Origin of the sequence: Mycolicibacterium sichuanense (assembly GCF_033741125.1) — a bacterium.
Classification (GTDB): Bacteria; Actinomycetota; Actinomycetes; order Mycobacteriales; family Mycobacteriaceae; genus Mycobacterium.
On sequence record NZ_JAWQPU010000001.1, the window covers coordinates 474,016 to 490,955 of the forward strand.

15 protein-coding genes are annotated in these 16,940 nt (G+C 69.6%); 9 read left to right on the forward strand and 6 right to left on the reverse strand.

The window, feature by feature from the left end; translation table 11 throughout:
• From SBI80_RS02315 to SBI80_RS02325, 3 genes are read left to right on the forward strand one after another with little or no spacing between them, the layout of a single operon-like run.
• Entirely contained in the window at positions 1-1,560 is a 1,560-nt protein-coding gene (locus SBI80_RS02315; RefSeq protein ID WP_318973648.1) for a DNA polymerase Y family protein, read from the forward strand.
• Between the two features lie 39 nt (positions 1,561-1,599).
• Positions 1,600-2,046 (forward strand): MarR family winged helix-turn-helix transcriptional regulator, encoded by a 447-nt coding sequence (locus SBI80_RS02320; protein ID WP_318972808.1) that lies wholly within the window; start codon positions 1,600-1,602, stop codon positions 2,044-2,046.
• Complete coding sequence (locus SBI80_RS02325; RefSeq protein WP_318972809.1) at positions 2,043-2,465, forward strand: organic hydroperoxide resistance protein; 423 nt, start codon at positions 2,043-2,045, stop codon at positions 2,463-2,465. The genes SBI80_RS02320 and SBI80_RS02325 overlap by 4 nt, the downstream gene beginning before the upstream one ends.
• Positions 2,466-2,471: 6 nt before the next feature.
• On the opposite strand, the gene SBI80_RS02330 is transcribed toward SBI80_RS02325, so the two are convergent.
• Both SBI80_RS02330 and SBI80_RS02335 read right to left on the reverse strand, forming a co-directional pair.
• Complete coding sequence (locus SBI80_RS02330) at positions 2,472-3,554, reverse strand: nucleoside hydrolase (protein WP_318972810.1); 1,083 nt, start codon at positions 3,552-3,554, stop codon at positions 2,472-2,474.
• Between the two features lie 23 nt (positions 3,555-3,577).
• Positions 3,578-5,596, reverse strand: coding sequence for an SDR family oxidoreductase (locus SBI80_RS02335; RefSeq protein WP_318972811.1), 2,019 nt, complete (start codon positions 5,594-5,596; stop codon positions 3,578-3,580).
• 119 nt (positions 5,597-5,715) lie between these two features.
• Here SBI80_RS02335 and SBI80_RS02340 point away from each other — a divergent pair, with 119 nt between their 5' ends.
• Positions 5,716-6,585 carry a MaoC family dehydratase gene (locus SBI80_RS02340; protein WP_318972812.1) on the forward strand — a complete coding sequence of 290 codons (870 nt, stop codon included), beginning with the start codon at positions 5,716-5,718 and terminating at the stop codon, positions 6,583-6,585.
• A 3-nt stretch (positions 6,586-6,588) separates the two neighbouring features.
• Here SBI80_RS02340 and SBI80_RS02345 read toward each other — a convergent pair whose 3' ends face one another.
• Complete coding sequence (locus SBI80_RS02345) at positions 6,589-7,353, reverse strand: SDR family NAD(P)-dependent oxidoreductase (protein WP_318972813.1); 765 nt, start codon at positions 7,351-7,353, stop codon at positions 6,589-6,591.
• Positions 7,354-7,363: 10 nt separating this feature from the next.
• On the opposite strand from SBI80_RS02345, the gene SBI80_RS02350 reads away from it, so the two are divergent.
• A complete protein-coding gene (locus SBI80_RS02350) occupies positions 7,364-7,825 on the forward strand; it encodes a nuclear transport factor 2 family protein (RefSeq protein ID WP_318972814.1) in 462 nt (153 codons plus the stop codon).
• Here SBI80_RS02350 and SBI80_RS02355 read toward each other — a convergent pair.
• Entirely contained in the window at positions 7,822-8,505 is a 684-nt protein-coding gene (locus SBI80_RS02355) for a DUF899 domain-containing protein (RefSeq protein WP_318972815.1), read from the reverse strand. The two genes, SBI80_RS02350 and SBI80_RS02355, sit on opposite strands and share 4 nt — an antisense overlap.
• A gap of 107 nt (positions 8,506-8,612) precedes the next feature.
• Here SBI80_RS02355 and SBI80_RS02360 point away from each other — a divergent pair, with 107 nt between their 5' ends.
• Together SBI80_RS02360 and SBI80_RS02365 are read left to right on the forward strand one after the other, a co-directional pair.
• Entirely contained in the window at positions 8,613-11,909 is a 3,297-nt protein-coding gene (locus SBI80_RS02360; protein ID WP_318972816.1) for an error-prone DNA polymerase, read from the forward strand.
• 132 nt (positions 11,910-12,041) lie between these two features.
• Positions 12,042-12,257, forward strand: coding sequence for a hypothetical protein (locus SBI80_RS02365; protein WP_318972817.1), 216 nt, complete (start codon positions 12,042-12,044; stop codon positions 12,255-12,257).
• Positions 12,258-12,342: 85 nt separating this feature from the next.
• Here the strand turns inward: SBI80_RS02365 and SBI80_RS02370 are convergent, their stop codons facing one another.
• Positions 12,343-12,756, reverse strand: coding sequence for a TIGR03667 family PPOX class F420-dependent oxidoreductase (locus SBI80_RS02370; protein ID WP_318972818.1), 414 nt, complete (start codon positions 12,754-12,756; stop codon positions 12,343-12,345).
• A gap of 23 nt (positions 12,757-12,779) precedes the next feature.
• Between SBI80_RS02370 and SBI80_RS02375 the strand changes: the two genes are divergently transcribed.
• Complete coding sequence (locus SBI80_RS02375; protein WP_318972819.1) at positions 12,780-13,430, forward strand: nitroreductase family protein; 651 nt, start codon at positions 12,780-12,782, stop codon at positions 13,428-13,430.
• Between the two features lies 1 nt (position 13,431).
• On the opposite strand, the gene SBI80_RS02380 is transcribed toward SBI80_RS02375, so the two are convergent.
• Positions 13,432-13,896, reverse strand: coding sequence for a tRNA (cytidine(34)-2'-O)-methyltransferase (locus SBI80_RS02380; protein ID WP_318972820.1), 465 nt, complete (start codon positions 13,894-13,896; stop codon positions 13,432-13,434).
• A 254-nt stretch (positions 13,897-14,150) separates the two neighbouring features.
• Between SBI80_RS02380 and SBI80_RS02385 the strand changes: the two genes are divergently transcribed.
• The gene (locus tag SBI80_RS02385) at positions 14,151-16,937 is read left to right on the forward strand and encodes a HAMP domain-containing sensor histidine kinase (protein ID WP_318972821.1); all 2,787 of its coding nucleotides are present in this window, start codon (positions 14,151-14,153) and stop codon (positions 16,935-16,937) included.
• The last annotated feature ends 3 nt before the right edge of the window (positions 16,938-16,940 follow it).

The following is a 16,940-nucleotide window of genomic DNA, read 5'->3' on the forward strand; positions in this document are numbered from 1 at the left end:
ATGGACTGGCCGGCGGTGGCGGCGGCCGCCGGGGCCGGGCTGCCCGCGACCGATCCCATCGTGGTCACGCTGGCCAATCGGGTCGTCGCGTGCTCGGCGTCGGCGCGCTCGGCGGGGGTGCGGAGGGGACTGCGTCGCAGGGAGGCTCAGGCGCGGTGCCCGCACGTCCACGTCGCCACCGCCGATCCCGGCCGCGATGCCAGGCACTTCGAGGGCGTGACGGCTGCGGTGGACGAGGTCGTCCCGCGGGCGGAGGTGCTGCGGCCGGGGTTGCTGGTGCTGCCGGTGCGGGGGGCTGCCCGCTATTTCGGATCCGAGCAGGCCGCCTCGGAGCGGCTCGTCGATGCGGTCGCCGCGGCAGGTGCGGAGTGTCAGGTCGGCATCGCCGACCAGTTGCCCACCGCGGTGTTCGCCGCACGCGCCGGTTGCATCGTCGATCCCGGGGGAGACGCCGCCTTCCTGGCTCCGCTGTCCATCCGGCAACTCGCCACCGAACCCAGCCTGGCCGCACCCGGCCGGGACGACCTGGCCGACCTGTTGTGGCGCATGGGAATTCGCAGCATCGGTCAATTCGCGACGCTGCCGCGCTCCGACGTGGCCTCCCGGTTCGGCGCCGACGCGATCACCGCCCACCGGTTCGCCCGCGGCGAACCGACCCGCGGACCGTCGGGCCGGGAGTCGCCACCGGATCTCGACGCCGTGATGGACTGCGATCCCCCGGTGGATCGGGTCGACGCCGCAGCCTTCGCCGGTCGGTCACTGGCCGGTGAGTTGCACCGCAGCCTGGAGGCGGCGGGCGTGGGCTGCACGCGGTTGGCGATCCATGCGGTCACCGCCAATGGCGAAGAGATGCAACGGGTCTGGCGGTGTGCCGAACCACTGACCGAGGACGCCACGGCCGACAGGGTGCGTTGGCAGCTCGACGGATGGTTGAACCGGCGCAACCCAGAGGACCGGCCCACCGCGGCGATCACCACGCTGCGGTTGCATCCGGTGGAGGTGGTGTCGGCCGCGGCGTTGCAGCTGCCGCTGTGGGGTTCCTCCGGTGACGACGACAGGTTGCGCGCCAGGCGGGCGCTGGTCCGGGTGCAGGGGCTGCTCGGCCCGGAGTCGGTGCAGGTGCCGGTGCTCAGCGGCGGTCGCGGTCCCGCCGAGCGCATCACCTTCACGCCGCTGGGGGACGAAGCCGTGCCGCGGGCCGACCCCGGCAAGCCCTGGCCGGGCCGGTTGCCCGAACCGTCACCGTCGGTGCTGCTCGACGATCCCGTCGAACTGCTCGACGCCGAGGGCAACGTGGTGCGGGTGACCGGCCGGGGACTGCTCTCCGCGGACCCGGTACGGCTGGCCGGGGACGGCCGGGCGGGACGTTTGAGCTGGTGGGCCGGACCGTGGACGGTCGACGAAAGGTGGTGGGAATCGGGAACTTCGGGCAGGTCCGGTCGTACGGCACGGGTGCAGGTGCTGATCGAGCGGCCGGGTGGCCGACCGGACGGGGGCGAGCGGGCGATGCTGCTGTGCTACCGGCAGCGGCAATGGTTCCTCGAGGGGGTCTACGAATAGTCAATTGTGCACAATTGAATTGTGAGCTATAGTCTTGGCATGGCCAAGATGCGCCTCGACCAACACCTCTGCTTCGCCCTGTATTCGGCATCGCGAGCGATGACCGCGGCCTACCGCCCGATCCTGGCCGAGATGAACCTCACCTACCCCCAGTACCTGGTACTGCTGGCGCTCTGGGAGGACGAACGCCTCACCGTCGGCCGGCTTGGTGAGCGTCTGGCCCTGGACTCCGGGACGCTCTCCCCGCTGCTGAAGAGGCTGGAGGCCAACGGCCTGGTCCGGCGCGAACGGTCGCACGTCGACGAGCGCCTCGTCGACGTCACGCTGACCGACGCCGGACGTCAGCTCCAGAGCCGTGCCCAGTGCATCCCGGAGCGGCTGTTCCCAGCCGCTGGCATGACCGAACATGACGCCGCCGAATTGCGGGACGCAGTACGGCAACTCACCGATGCGCTCAACGCATCACTAGGAAGGGAGATCGCATGAAGACGCTCTACACCGCCGAGGCACTGACTACCGGTGACGGCCGCGACGGGCATGCCCGCAGCGCCGACGGTCGGCTGGACCTCGAGCTCGCCATACCGAAGGAGATGGGTGGCAGCGGCGACGGCACCAATCCCGAGCAGCTGTTCGCCATCGGTTATGCCGCGTGCTTCCACTCCGCGCTGCGGATGGTCGGCCGCCAGGAGAAGGCCGACGTCTCGGATTCGGCGGTTGGCTCCCGGGTGTCGATCGGCCAGCTCGACAATGGCGGGTTCGGCCTCGCGGTCGAGTTGGAGATCACCCTGCCCAACGTCGACCACGCCACCGCCCAGGCGCTGGTCGACAAGGCCCACCAGGTCTGCCCCTACTCCAACGCCACCAGGGGCAACATCGACGTCACGCTGGTGGTGACCGACGACTGAGTGGGCTCAGCCGAGCGTGGCGGCGAACGGCCCCACCCGTGCGATGAACCGATCGAAGAACGCTTCCGGGTCCACCTCGACGCCGATGTGCGCGTTGGGAATTCGGCCCCAGTGGCCACGCCAATCGGCAACGGTCATCCCGCGGGTCAGGGTGCCCGTCAGCTCGACGTCGACGGTCGCCTGCTGGTAGCGCACCAGATCCGGGTCGAGTGCCACGGCGGCCGCCAGCGGATCGTGCAGGTGGGCCAGGTACCCCTCGCCCTGGTCGTAGTGGAACTCGAAGTAGAAGCGCATCGCGTCCTCGAGCACCCGGATCAGGGGATTCGACGCCGCCGACCGCGACCCGCGGTCGTCGAGCACGCTCATCGGGCTCGTCGGGGACCCGGCCGCGGCCGCCAGCCGGCTGAGGATCGCCGGCGTCATTGCAGCGTGCTCGGTCAGGTTGAGGCCCAACACGATTGGTAGGTGCGTCGGGGTGTCGAGGCCCCAGGCCGCGCTCCACACGGTGAACACCTCGGAGCCGGCCTCGGGATCGACGCTGACGTTCCACTCGGCCACGGGCGTGGTGTTGCCCCGGTAGTCGAACGCACCACCCATGACGACCAGCCGTCGCAACAGTCTCGGCAGGCTCGGCTCGATGCGCATGGCCAGTGCCAGGTTCGTCAGTGGACCGGTGACCAGACCGATCAATTCACCCGGGTATGCGCGCGCTGCCCGGACCCACGCCGTCGCCGCATCGTAGTCGGTCAATCGACCGCTCCCGGTGGGCAATTGGGCATATCCGAGGCCCTCGGGTCCGTGCGTGTCCTCGGCCGTGCGCAGCGGCATCGCCAGCGGTCGCTCGGCACCCTTGGACACCGGGATGCCGGTCGCCCCACACAGCGCCAGCAGACCGAGGTTGTTGGCGCACACCTGGTCGACGGGAACGTTGCCCGCGGTGGACGCGATGCCGACGACGTCGGCGTCGGCGCTGCCGAGCAGATACGCCAGTGCCATCGCGTCGTCGACACCGGTGTCGACGTCGGCGAAGACGGGTTGCCCCGTCGGCCCACTGTGCTTCTCGACCGACCGTGTCACGGGCTCACTCACGAGCTCAGGGTAGGGCCGGCCACCTACCAGTGCACACCCGGGACCAGCCGTACCGCCCGCTTCAGCGGCCGGGGTGCCCGCAAGCGCGCTGCCACCGCGCGGGCCGGCCGCCGAGGCCGGCGCCGGGGCGAGCGTTCGGCGCCCACCTCCGCCGCCGGCGCCGATACGCCCCGCGCTGCCGCCGAATCCGGGTAGCCGAGGTACAGCTGGTGCAGCAAGCGCCGCGACAACTTCGGCGTGAAGTACGTGCCGACGTCGGCCAGCGTGCCCATCGGGGTGTCGATCCGGGTGGGTTTGTCCACCAGTGCGCGCACCACCATGGCGGCGGCGTGGTCGGCGGTGATCGGGGGCACCGGGTTCAGCCGGCGCGACGGGGCGATCATCGGCGTCGCCACCAGGGGCATGTGGATGCTGGTGAACGTGACGTGATCGGACAGGGTCTCGGTGCCGACCACCTCGGCGAAGGCGTCCAGCGCCGCCTTGCTCGGCACGTAGGCGCTGTACTTCGGGCTGGCGGCCTGCACGCCCGCACTGGAGACGTTGACGACGTGGCCGAACCGGCGCTCCCGCCAGTGCGGCAGCAGGGCGAGCACCATGCGTACCGCGCCGAAGTAGTTGACGGCCATGACGCGTTCGTAGTCGTGCAACCGGTCGGTGGACGCCGAGACCGACCTGCGGATGGAACGACCGGCGTTGTTCACCAGGTAGTCGACGTGGCCGAACTGGCCGAGGATGTCCTTGACGGTGTGATCCACCGACGCCGAATCGGTCACGTCGCACGTGAATGCGTAGGCGTTGCCGCCGAATTCGCGGATCTCGGCGATCAGGTCGTCGAGCGCCGCGCCGTTGCGGGCCAGTGCGAAGACCGTCGCACCCCGTTCGGCGACGGCGATCGCCGAGGCCCGGCCGATGCCGCTGGAGGCGCCGGTGATGACGACGTGCCTGCCGACCAGCGGGCCCGCCGGGTCGTTCCGGCGCGCCCGGTCGGGATCGAGGTGCTCGGCCCAGTACTTCCACAGCCGGGGTGCGTACGACGCGAACTCCGGGACGCGTATCCCGGTTCCCTGCAATGCTTCTCGGGTGTTGTCCGTGATGAAGGTGGGTGCGAGGTCCACGACGTCGAGCACCTCGGCGGGCACGCCGAGCTGTGTCGCGGCCATGTCGCGAAGGATCTTGGCGCGGCCGGTGACGTTGAGGAACGGCGTGGCGACCGACCCGGGCAGGGTGCCGCGCAGTGCGGGCAGGCCGGCGGTCCTGGCCACCCCGCGATAGAGCTGCTCGAGCCCGATCGTCTCCGGTGAGGTGAGGTGGAAGGTCTGACCGTCCCGGCCGGGGACGTGCATCAGCGCGACGAGGGCGTCGACGACGTAGTCCACCGGCACGACGTTGGTGCGTCCGGTGTCGGGCAGCATCATCGGCGTGAACCGCGGCAGCGCGGCGAGCTTGGCCAGCAGCCCGAAGAAGTAGTAGGGGCCGTCGACCTTGTCCATCTCGCCGGTTCGGGAGTCACCGACCACCGCGGCGGGGCGGTAGATCCTCTTGCGCAGACCGGGCGCGGCCCGCACCAGCATCTCGGCCTCGAACTTGGTCTGGTGGTACGGCGTGGGCAGCTCCTGGGCGACGTCGAAGTCCTCCTCGGTGAACTCGCCAGGATGGGTGCCGGCCACGGCGATCGACGACACGTGGTGCAGCGTGGCGTCCAGCGTGGTGGCCAGCTCGATCACCGCCCCGGTGCCCTCGACGTTGGCGCCGCGCTGGGTCTCGTCGTCGGCGGTGAAGTCGTAGACCGCACCGCAGTGCACCACGTGGTCGACGTCGCCCAGCTCGGCGATCGCGTCGGGGGACAGCCCGAGACCCGGCGCGGTGAGATCCCCGACCAGGGGCTTGGCACGCTCTCCCCACCGTTGGGCGAGGCGCTCGAAGCGCGACAGCGACTCGCGGCGCACCAACACCAACACCTCGGGATCGTCGTCCCGGTCGACGAGAGCGGACACGACGCGGCGACCAATGAACCCGGTACCGCCGGTAACGACATAGCGCATGCGAGTCATCGTGGCCCTTCTCCCGGCGAAGGTCAACGACGTGTGACCCGATCGGACTGGGCGTGCCAGTCCCGCGCTATCGTCCGAACCGAGACGCCACCGCCTTCAAGGGAGAATGCATGCCGATCAACCCCGATGCCATCGGTGCAACGACCGCGCCGCAGCCGTTCGAATGGACCGAGCGCGACACGCTGCTGTACGCACTCGGCGTCGGCGCCGGCACCAAGGATCTGGCCTTCACCACCGAGAACAGCCACGACATCCCGCAGCAGGTGTTCCCGACCTACGCCGTGATCGCCTGCCCCGCGTGGGGTGCGGTCGGCGAGGTCGGCAGCTTCAACTTCGCCATGCTGCTCCACGGTTCGCAGGAGATCCGCCTGCACCGGCCGCTTCCGCCGTCGGGCAAGCTGCTCGTCCACTCCGAGGTCGTCGACATCCAGGACAAGGGCGAGGGCAAGAACGCCATCTTGGTGTTCAAGGGCGTCGGCACCGATCCCGAGACCGGCGAGCTGGTGGCCGAGACGGTGTCCACCGCGGTGATCCGCGGCGAGGGTGGGTTCGGCGGGCAGCCCGGCGAGCGGCCCGTCAAACCGGAGATCCCCGACCGCGAACCCGACGCCAAGGTCGCGCTGCCCACCACCGAGGACCAACCGCTGATCTACCGGCTGTCCGGTGACCGCAATCCGCTGCACAGCGACCCGTGGTTCGCCAAGAACCTCGCCGGCTTCCCGAAGCCGATCCTGCACGGGCTGTGCACCTACGGCGTGGCGGGCCGGGTACTGGTAGCCGAGCTCGGCGGCAACGACGCCAGCAAGATCAAGGCCATCGGCGCGCGGTTCACCTCACCGGTGTTCCCCGGTGAGACGCTGACGACGTCGGTGTGGCGCACCGAGCCGGGGCACGCGGTGTTCCGGACCGAGGCCGCCGAGGCCGACGGGTCGAACCTGCGCGTCGTGCTGGAGGACGGCACGGTCGAATACGCCGACTGACCGCTACCAGGTCTGCTCGGCCGCGCGCACCAGGATCTCGTTGACCGCGACGCGCCGGTCGCGGGTCACCATGAACGTGACGGCCTCGGCGATGTCCTGCGGCTCCAGCTTCACCATGCCCGGGCTACGCCGTTCGATGGCCTCGCGGTCGGCCTCGGGCAGGGCGTCGGTGATCTCGGTGCGCACGGTGCCTGGTTCGACGAGGCCGACGCGCACCCGCTGCCCGAGCACTTCCTGGCGCAGCGCCTCGGAGAACGCGCCGACGCCGAACTTCGTCAGCGCGTAGACCGCGGTCCCCGGCCGGGCGATGCGGCCCGCGGTGGAACTGACGTTCACCACGTCGGCCACACCGCGCGGCGAGTCGGCGGCCGCGGCGATCAGGTGCGGCAGGCCGGCGCGAGTCACGTACAGCAGCCCCTGGACGTTGACCGAGAGCATCGTGTCCCAGTCCCCGGGGTCGGCCTCGGCGACCGGCCCGATCCGCATCAGACCCGCGTTGTTCACCACGGTGTCCAGCCGGCCCAGCTCGGCGACGACGGCGTCCACGGCCGCGGCGGCCTGCTGCCGATCCGAGACGTCGGCCTCGACGGCGATCGCCCGGCCGCCGGCCGACCCGATCCGGGCGCGCAGGTCCTCGAGCCGGTCGCGCCGTCGCGCCAGCAGTGCGACCGTGGCACCCTCGGCGGCCAGCGCTAGCGCAGTGGCCTCGCCGATGCCGCTGCTCGCACCCGTCACCAAGGCCACCGTGCCGTCCAGACGTAGAGTCATGATGACCATCATGACCGAGTCCAAACCGCCCTTCCCTCCCTACGACCTCCAGAGCGCGCTCATCAAGGTGCAAGCCGCCGAGGATGCCTGGAACACCCGCGATCCGCACCGGGTGAGCCTGGCCTACACCGAAGATTCCCAGTGGCGCAATCGCGACCTGTTCCTGACCGGACGGGCCGAGATCGTGGAGTTCCTGACGGCCAAGTGGGAGCGCGAGCTCGACTACGTGCTGCGCAAGAGCCTGTGGAGTTTCGGCGGTGACCGGATCGCGGTGCGCTTCCAGTACGAGTGGCACGATGCCGGCGGGCAGTGGTACCGCAGCTACGGCAACGAACTCTGGGAGTTCGACGAGCTCGGCTTGATGTGCCGGCGCGAGGCCAGCATCAACGACGTCGCGATCGACGAGGCCGACCGTAGATACTTCGGTCCGCGGCCGGAAGCCGAACGGGGACGCGACATTCCGTTGCGCTAACCGGTGCCGTACAACCTCGCGACGGCAGGTGAGTCCAGCCACTTGGAGTAGGTCGGCGCCTGCGGCCAGCCCGGCGGGGAGTCCTGCCACTGCTCCTGGCGGCCCCAGGGCAGCAGGTCGATCAGCGCGAACGTGTGGCTGAGCTGTTCGGTGCCGCGACCGTCGGTGTGCCAGGTGCGGTAGACCGTATCGCCGTCCCGCAGGAAGACGTTCACCGCGAAACCCGTTCCCGGTGCCGCCCCCACGTCGGCACCGAAGGTGCTCTCCGACGAAGAGAACCATTCCATCTGGTTACCGACCTTCGCCTTGTACGCCAGCGCCTGGTCGATCGGGCCGTTGGTGACGATGACGAAGCGGGCGTCGTAGTTGGACAGGAAGTCCAGCCGGGTGAACTGCGACGTGAAGCCCGTGCACCCGCCGCACTGCCACTCCTGGTCGTCGAACCACATGTGGTTGTAGACGATGAGCTGGCGGCGGCCGTCGAAGACCTCGGCCAGCGAGACCGGTCCGTCGGCACCGATCAGCGTGTACTCAGCCATCTCGACCATCGGGAGGCGCCGGCGCTGCGCGGCGATCGCGTCCAGCTCGCGGGTGGCGGCCTTCTCCCTGGCGCGCAGCTCGTCGAGGGCGCTGCGCCAGGTGTCCTTATCGACGACGGGGGGCAGGGCGGTGGGGGTCATGCGCGTCTCCTCGTGGTGGTCTCGTCTCTGGTGGTGTCGACCGATGCCGACCGGAGAACTCATCGCCGGCCGTGGCAATCGAACGTTTGTTCGATTACGGTGCAGGGATGGGTTGGAACGACGGGCCGTCGAGCTGGGGCGAGATGGAGCGCATCCTCACCAGCAAGCCGCGTCGCGCCGGTTCGCGGCTGCCCGAGCCGACCGGTGACGGTGGCGACAGTCCGGCGTGGTCGCGCAAGCGCGGCGCCTACGAGCCGGTGAGCCGGCCGCCGACACCGGCATCGTCGGTGCCGTATGCCGAATTGCACGCCCACTCGGCGTACAGCTTCCTCGACGGTGCCAGCACGCCCGAGGAACTCGTCGAGGAGGCGGCCCGGCTGAACCTGCGGGCCATCGCGCTGACCGACCACGACGGGTTGTACGGCGTGGTGCGATTCGCCGAGGCGGCCAGGGAGCTCGACGTGCAGACGGTGTTCGGCGCCGAACTCTCGCTGGGCAACGTCGCGCGCACCGAGGTGCCCGACCCGCCGGGGCCGCAACTGCTGGTCCTGGCTCGCGGGCCCGAGGGGTACCGACGGCTGTCGCGCGAGCTGGCCAAGGCGCATCTGGCAGGCGGGGAGAAGGGCAAGCCGCGCTACGACTACGACGCGCTGACCGAGGCGGCGGGTGGGCACTGGCACGTGCTCACCGGATGTCGCAAGGGCCATGTGCGCCAAGCACTCTCGACGGGCGGCCCCGAGGCGGCCGAGGCGGCGCTCGCCGATCTGGTGGAGCGGTTCGGGCGCGGGCGGGTGAGCGTCGAGCTCACCAGTCACGGGCACCCGCACGACGACGAGGTCAACGCCGCGTTGGCCCAGCTGGCACCCCGCTTCGGAGTCGGCGTCGTCGCCACCACCGCCGCGCACTTCGCCGAGCCGTCCCGTGGCCGGCTGGCCATGGCCATGGGGGCCATCCGGGCGCGCAATTCGATGGACGATGCCGCCGGTTGGCTTGCCCCGCTTGGTGGTTCGCACCTGCGGTCGGGGGAGGAGATGGCCCGTCTGTTCGCCCACCATCCCGGGGCGGTGGCGGCCGCGGCGGAGCTCGGCGAACAGTGCGCCTTCGGCCTGGCGCTCATCGCCCCCAAGCTGCCGCCGTTCGACGTTCCTCCCGGGCACACCGAGGACAGCTGGCTGCGGCACCTCACCATGACCGGCGCCCGCGACAGATACGGCCCACCCGAACGCGCCCCGCAGGCCTACGCCCAGATCGAGCACGAGCTGAAGGTCATCAGCCAGCTGAACTTCCCCGGTTACTTCCTGGTGGTCCACGACATCACCCGGTTCTGCCGGGAGAACCGCATCCTGGCCCAGGGCCGGGGATCGGCGGCCAACTCCGCGGTCTGCTACGCCCTCGGCGTCACCCATGTCGACCCGATCGCCAACGAGCTGCTGTTCGAACGTTTCCTGTCACCGGCCCGCGACGGGCCGCCCGACATCGACGTCGACATCGAATCGGACCTGCGCGAGCAGGCGATCCAGTACGTCTACCAGCGCTACGGCCGGGACTACGCCGCGCAGGTGGCCAACGTCATCACCTACCGCGGTCGCAGCGCGGTGCGTGACATGGCGCGCGCGCTCGGCTTCTCACAGGGCCAGCAGGATGCCTGGAGCAAGCAGATCAGCCGATGGAACGGGCTGGCCGACTCGCCCGACGTCGAGGAGATCCCCGACTCGGTGATCGACCTCGCGCTGCAGATCAAGGACCTGCCGCGGCACATGGGCATCCACTCCGGCGGCATGGTGATCTGCGACCGACCCATCGCCGACGTGTGTCCGGTGGAATGGGCGCGCATGGAGAACCGCAGCGTGTTGCAGTGGGACAAGGATGATTGCGCGGCAATCGGTTTGGTGAAGTTCGACATGCTGGGGCTCGGCATGCTCTCGGCGCTGCACTACGCCATCGACCTGATCGCCGAGCACAAGGGCATCGAGGTCGATCTGGCCAAGCTCGACCTGAGTGAAGCGGGTGTGTACGAGATGCTGCAGCGCGCCGACTCCATCGGGGTGTTCCAGGTGGAGTCCCGCGCGCAGATGGCCACCCTGCCGCGGTTGAAGCCGCGGGTGTTCTACGACCTGGTGGTCGAGGTCGCGCTGATCAGGCCCGGGCCCATCCAGGGCGGTTCGGTGCACCCGTACATCAAGCGCCGCAACGGAGAGGAAGACGTCACATACGACCACCCGTCGATGGAACAGGCATTGCGAAAGACGTTGGGCGTCCCGCTGTTCCAGGAGCAACTGATGCAGCTGGCCGTCGATTGCGCGGGGTTCTCCGCCGCCGAGGCCGATCAGCTGCGCCGGGCCATGGGGTCCAAGCGGTCGACGCAGAAGATGCAGCGGCTGCGCGGCCGGTTCTACGACGGCATGCGAGAGCGTCACGGCATCACCGGGGAGGTCGCCGACCGCATCTACGAGAAGCTGGAGGCGTTCGCCAACTTCGGTTTCCCGGAGAGTCATTCGCTGAGTTTCGCGTCACTGGTGTTCTACTCGTCGTGGTTCAAGCTGCACCACCCCGCCGTGTTCTGCGCAGCCCTGCTGCGGGCCCAGCCGATGGGTTTCTACTCCCCGCAGTCGCTGGTCGCCGACGCCCGTCGGCACGGGGTGCTGGTACACGGGCCCGACGTGAACGCCAGCCTGGCGCACGCGACGCTGGAGGATGCCGGCAACACGGTCAGGCTGGGGCTCGGCAGCGTTCGCCACATTGGCGACGAGCTGGCCGAACGGATCGTCGACGAGCGAAAGGTCAACGGCGCGTTCACTTCTCTGGTGGATTTGGCGGGCCGGGTGCAACTCTCGGTGCCTCAGACCGAGGCGCTGGCCACGGCGGGGGCGCTCAACGGCTTCGGCATCGAGCGGCGGGAGGCACTGTGGTCGGCGGGCGCCGCGGCATCCGAGCGTCCCGACCGGTTGCCCGGCGTCGGGTCTAGTACGCACGTGCCGTCGCTGCCCGGTATGACCGCCCTCGAGTTGGCGGCTGCCGACGTCTGGGCCACCGGCATCTCTCCGGACAGCCATCCCATCCAGTTCCTGCGTGATCGACTCGACGAGCTGGGGGTGGTGCCCGCCGATCGGCTGCTGTCGGTACCCGACGGCACGCGCGTCCTGGTGGCGGGCGCGGTGACCCATCGGCAGCGGCCGGCGACGGCTCAGGGTGTGACGTTCATGAACCTCGAGGACGAGACGGGCATGGTCAACGTGATGTGCTCGAAGGGGGTGTGGGCGCGGCACCGCAAGCTGGCGCAGACCGCTTCGGCGCTGGTGATCCGGGGCATCGTGCAGAACGCCACGGGCGCCGTCACCGTGGCTGCCGACCGGATGAGTCCCATCGACCTGCGGGTGAAGTCCACCTCGCGGGACTTCCAGTAGCGCGAGCGTTCCCCCGATCGGGGGACACGGGTTTCCACCCCGTCATCCACCACCTGCCCGACAGACCCGGCCCCGAAACCGCGGGATAGTCATGTCAACGCCGAAACACCCACTCGATCAAAGGAGTTCGACATGAACATCATCACCCGCACCCTGGCCGCCACCGCCATCGCCGGTGCCGCCGCCCTCGGCCTGGCCGGCGCCGCCAGCGCCGCCACCAACACCAGCCCCCAGGGCCCGGGCAACAGCTTCAGCCCCGGCACCTACGCCACCCCGGCTCCGACCGTCGGCCCCGGCTGGTACGGCAACCACGGCCCCGCCTACATCGCCCACCTGACCGGAAGGTAACCCGTAGGTCAGCGTCCACGAACCCACCAGGCCCTCCCCAACCAATCCCCGGGGGAGGGCCTGGTGTTCGTCAATCTCGTGTTCGTCAACCTTCGGTCGGTGTGGTCCACACCTTGTCGATGGTGATGCGCAGGCGAGTGCCGAAGTTGCCCATCGTGTCCGTCAGCCCGAACCTGTCGGAGAGCTCGCCGTACTTGGCCCAGTACGGTCCGTCCTGGCGGCAGTCCACGCCCTCGGCGTCGATCGACGCCGCACCGCCCACCACGATGATGCCGCCGCCGTTGCCGTCGGAGTCCAGGTTGACGCTCACGCGGGGCTGACGCCGGACGTGGGCGACCTTGGCGGCAGTCGGTGCGGAGTAGATGAACAGGGCCGAGCCGTCGAAGTAGAACCAGACCAGTTTCGGGACGGGTTGGCCGGATTTGGCGACCGTGGTGAGCCAGCCGTACTGGGCCGCGGTCAGTCGATCGATCACTTCAGGTGTCAGATCAGCGCTCATGTTTACGACGGTAGTCTCCGGTCATGACGTCTCAGCCGCTGAATCTCACCGTCGACGAACTCCTGACGACCACCCGTTCGGTGCGCAAGCGCCTCGACCTGGAGAAGCCGGTGCCGCGCGAGGTCGTCATGGAATGTCTCGAGCTGGCGCTGCAGGCGCCCACCGGATCGAACTCCCAGGGCTGGCAGTTCGTCTTCGTCGACGACCCAGAGAAGAAGAAGGCCATCGCCGACATCTACCGCGTCGCGGCCACGCCGTACCTGGACCAACCCAAGCCGACCTACGGCGACAGCCGCGACGAGCGCACGCCGAAGGTCGTCGACTCGGCCAAGTACCTCAACGACCACCTGCACGAGGTGCCGGTCATGTTGATCCCATGCCTGGAGGGCCGGCCCGACGGTGCCCCGGCGGGGGCGAGCGCCGGATTCTGGGGCTCGCTGCTGCCGGCCGCGTGGAGCTTCATGCTCGCGCTGCGCTCGCGTGGTCTGGGGTCGGCATGGACGACGCTGCATCTGATGGGTGACGGGGAGAAGCAGGCCGCCGAGGTCCTCGGCATCCCGTTCGAGAAGTACGCCCAGGGCGGGCTGTTCCCCATTGCCTACACCAAGGGCACCGATTTCAAGCCGGCCAAGCGGCTGCCCGCCGAGCAGCTCAGCCACTGGAACACCTGGTAGCTCACACCGCGCCGGTGAAACCCTGCTGGCGCCAGGCCTCGTAGACCGCGACTGCCGCGGCGTTCGACAGGTTCAGCGAGCGCCGGCCCGCGAGCATCGGGATCCGCACCCGCTGGGTCACGTGCGGGTCGGCCAGCGTCTGCTCATCCAGCCCGGTGGGTTCCGGCCCGAACAGCAGGACGTCGCCGGGGACGAAGTCGACGTCGCCGAAATGCGCGTCGGCATGGGCGGTGAACGCGAACACCCGCGCCGGCATCACCGCCTGCCAGGCCGACGCCAGGTCCGCGTGCACCGTGACCGACGCCAGATCGTGGTAGTCCAACCCCGCTCTGCGCAGCTTCGGCTCCGACAAGTCGAAGCCGAGCGGTTCGACGAGGTGCAATTCGCAACCGGTTGCTGCGACCATCCTGATCGCATTTCCGGTATTCGGCGCGATGCGGGGAGAGTTGAACATGACCCGAAACATTCGACGATGATCTCAGTAGTGCAACGACATTTGCTCTCATAGCACACGGACGCGCAACGGGACGGTCACGAACTCTGTCTGTTCAGTAAGAACTGTAGAAACGCCCGCACATCGCTGTCATACTCGTCGAATTGCCGGGTGGACTGGATCTTCCGGGGCCTGCCCGTACCTGGGCGAAGAGCAGCAGGAAGCCTTATGAACCACGCGCCATCGATGAAATGCCAACGAGCGACCGGTAGTTCGGCCGGGTCGCGATGACTGCATTCGCCGACCAATCGCGCGACGTTGCACCTCAGGAATTCGCGACGAATCCGCCGCGGCAGACCAAGCGGCCGTCGCGGTGGTCGCTGCGCAACTGGCCGGTTCGCTGGAAGGTCTTCGCGATCGTCTTGCTGCCGTTGCTCTTGGCGGGGGCATTCGGCGGATTGCGGGTCTACACCGGCTGGTCCCAGGCCGACGACCTTCGGCTGGCCGCCGACCGGGCCGAGATGGTGCCGTCGATCGAGAAGTACATGGCCGCCCTCGAGGGCGCGCTGCTGGCCAACTCCACCGGTGGCGATGCGCAGGCCTCGCTGAGTGCATTCGACACCAGCAAGGAGAACCTGGCGCGCAGGCTGGCCGAGACCGACGTCGTGCCCGACGTCCGCACCGGCGTCACCCGCCTGCTCGACGGGGGCCAGTCGCTGCTGGATCAGGTCACCGCCAACGGCATCGACCTGCGCGGCCGCATCACCGGGTACGCGCCGATCCTGCTGACCGCCGAGGACGCCGTCAACGGCTCGGTCCGCGTCGACGACGAGAAGATCCGCACCGAGACCCAGGGGCTGAGCCGGGCGATCGGCGCCCGGGGCCAGATGATGATGCAGCAGCTGCTGGTCAACCTCGGGGGCGACCTACCCGAGCCCGAACTGCGCACGTCGATGATCACGCTCGCCGGCACCGAACCCTCGACCCTGTTCGGCATGGCGCAGGTGCTCGGCGTCGGCTCGCCGGATGCGCAGAAGCTGCAGGACGAGATGGTCAAGCGGATGGCGATGATGTCCGACCCCGCCGTCGTCCTGGTCGCCAACCCGGAGCTGAGCGCGTCACTGCGGACGACCAACGACATCGCCACCAAGATCATCGACTCCACGACTCCGGCGGTCACCTCGGCCCTCGCTGACCGGGCCAACACCAAACGGCAAGAGGCGATTCGCGACTCGGCGATCGTCGCCGCCGCGCTCCTGCTCGCCGTCGTCGTCGTCCTCGTCGTGGCGCGCTCCCTGGTTCGTCCGCTGCGGCGACTGCGCGACAGCGCGTTGAAGGTGGCCCACGAGGATCTGGCCCGAGAACTCGAGCGGGTGCGCACCGGGGGCGCGCCAAGCGCAGTTCAGCCGCTGCCCGTCGACACCACCGAGGAGGTCGGGCAAGTCGCCCACGCCGTCGACGAACTGCACGAGCAGGCGGTGTTCCTGGCCGCCGAGCAAGCTCGATTGCAGCTGCAGGTGGGTGACATGTTCGAGACGCTGTCGCGGCGCAGCCGGTCGCTGGTCGACCAGCAGCTGAGCCTCATCGACCGGCTCGAGCGCAACGAGGAGGATCCCGAACGGCTGGAGAACCTGTTCAAGCTCGACCACCTGGCCGCCCGGATGCGGCGCAACGGGGCCAACCTGCTCGTGCTCGCCGGGTCGCGGGTGCCGCGCGATCAGGCCGACCCAGTCCCGATCGCCACGCTGGTCAACGCGGCCGCCTCCGAGGTCGAGGACTACACCAGGGTGGTCACCGCGACCGTTCCGGAGAGCGAGGTCCTCGGGGTGGTCGCGGGTGATCTGGTCCACATCCTCGCCGAACTGCTCGACAACGCGCTGCGCTACTCACCGCCGGTCTCCGAGGTGCGGGTGTCGGCGGTGCACACCGGCAACGGGGGACTGGTCATCGAGGTCAGCGACCACGGCCTCGGCATGACCGACGCCGACCTGCGCGTCTCGAACGCGCGCCTACAGTCCGGCGGCGAGGTCAACCCCTACACCGCCCGCCACATGGGCCTGTTCGTGGTCGGCCGGCTCGCTGCCCACCACGGGCTGGCCGTGCGACTGCGCAACACCGTTGCCGCCGAACCCAATTCGGGTACCACCGCGGGAGTGTTCATCCCCGCCGAACTGCTGCTGCACGGCCCAGGGGCGCCCCACGCCGGTGCCGACGACTACGGCGTTCCGACCTACGCCGGCCCCGACGAGTACGCCGAGAATGCCCCGCCCGTGCTGTCGCTCGTCGAGGATCACGACGACTACTCCGATGCCGGCGTGGGTCAGAGCGCCCCCGACTACCGCAGCGGTCACGCCGACGTCCCCGTTTCGCTGCTGCCCCAGCGCAACCCGGGCGCCAGCGGCATCTCCGACATTCCGTCGGCACCGATCGAGGTTCGGAGCGACCAGCAGCGCCCAGCCGCCCGCGAGTGGCCGGCGGAGCACTGGTCGGCCGAGCCGGCGCGGTCCACGGAGGAACCGCAGCGCTGGCAGCTGCCCGTCGAGTCCTCCGAGCGGCCCGTCCCGACGGACACGTCGTCGTACTTCGCGGCCAAGGCGCAGGCCGCCCGCCACGAATCGGCCGCCGACGCGCAGCGCCCCGAGGCGGCGCCGGCCACCGACGACGCCATCTACCAGTCGATGTTGTCGGAGTGGCTGATCGACGATCCCTTCAAGCTGGCCAACAGCGTCGACCTGGATTGGCAGACGGTCTGGGACCAGGGCTGGTCCGCCGCGGCCGCCGCCGAGGAGGCGCCCGTCGCCGAGCACACCGACGAGGGCCTGCCGCTGCGGCAGCCCGGTGCCCGGCTGGTGCCCGGCGCAGCCGCGTCCGGGGAGAACGGGCATCATGGGCGCAACGGTGGCGCCCACCGCGGGGTGGACGCCGACGACGTGATCGGCGACGCCGACGAGGCGCTCGACACCGGACCGATCGTGATCCCAAGGGATCCCGAAGCCGTCCGCAACAGCATCGTCAGCCACTTCGGCGGCGTCCACGCAGGCCGTGCGCACGCCCGCTCGACAGACGAGGACTGACCC

Excerpts from the sequence above, each read along its gene's own strand:
- SBI80_RS02315 (WP_318973648.1), top strand. The coding sequence starts at position 1 with ATGGACTGGCCGGCGGTGGCGGCGGCCGCCGGGGCCGGGCTGCCCGCG.
- SBI80_RS02320 (WP_318972808.1), top strand. The coding sequence starts at position 1,600 with ATGGCCAAGATGCGCCTCGACCAACACCTCTGCTTCGCCCTGTATTCG.
- SBI80_RS02325 (WP_318972809.1), top strand. The coding sequence starts at position 2,043 with ATGAAGACGCTCTACACCGCCGAGGCACTGACTACCGGTGACGGCCGC.
- SBI80_RS02335 (WP_318972811.1), bottom strand. The coding sequence starts at position 5,596 with ATGCGCTATGTCGTTACCGGCGGTACCGGGTTCATTGGTCGCCGCGTC.
- SBI80_RS02340 (WP_318972812.1), top strand. The coding sequence starts at position 5,716 with ATGCCGATCAACCCCGATGCCATCGGTGCAACGACCGCGCCGCAGCCG.
- SBI80_RS02345 (WP_318972813.1), bottom strand. The coding sequence starts at position 7,353 with ATGACTCTACGTCTGGACGGCACGGTGGCCTTGGTGACGGGTGCGAGC.
- SBI80_RS02350 (WP_318972814.1), top strand. The coding sequence starts at position 7,364 with ATGACCGAGTCCAAACCGCCCTTCCCTCCCTACGACCTCCAGAGCGCG.
- SBI80_RS02355 (WP_318972815.1), bottom strand. The coding sequence starts at position 8,505 with ATGACCCCCACCGCCCTGCCCCCCGTCGTCGATAAGGACACCTGGCGC.
- SBI80_RS02360 (WP_318972816.1), top strand. The coding sequence starts at position 8,613 with ATGGGTTGGAACGACGGGCCGTCGAGCTGGGGCGAGATGGAGCGCATC.
- SBI80_RS02365 (WP_318972817.1), top strand. The coding sequence starts at position 12,042 with ATGAACATCATCACCCGCACCCTGGCCGCCACCGCCATCGCCGGTGCC.
- SBI80_RS02370 (WP_318972818.1), bottom strand. The coding sequence starts at position 12,756 with ATGAGCGCTGATCTGACACCTGAAGTGATCGATCGACTGACCGCGGCC.
- SBI80_RS02375 (WP_318972819.1), top strand. The coding sequence starts at position 12,780 with ATGACGTCTCAGCCGCTGAATCTCACCGTCGACGAACTCCTGACGACC.
- SBI80_RS02380 (WP_318972820.1), bottom strand. The coding sequence starts at position 13,896 with ATGTTTCGGGTCATGTTCAACTCTCCCCGCATCGCGCCGAATACCGGA.
- SBI80_RS02385 (WP_318972821.1), top strand. The coding sequence starts at position 14,151 with ATGACTGCATTCGCCGACCAATCGCGCGACGTTGCACCTCAGGAATTC.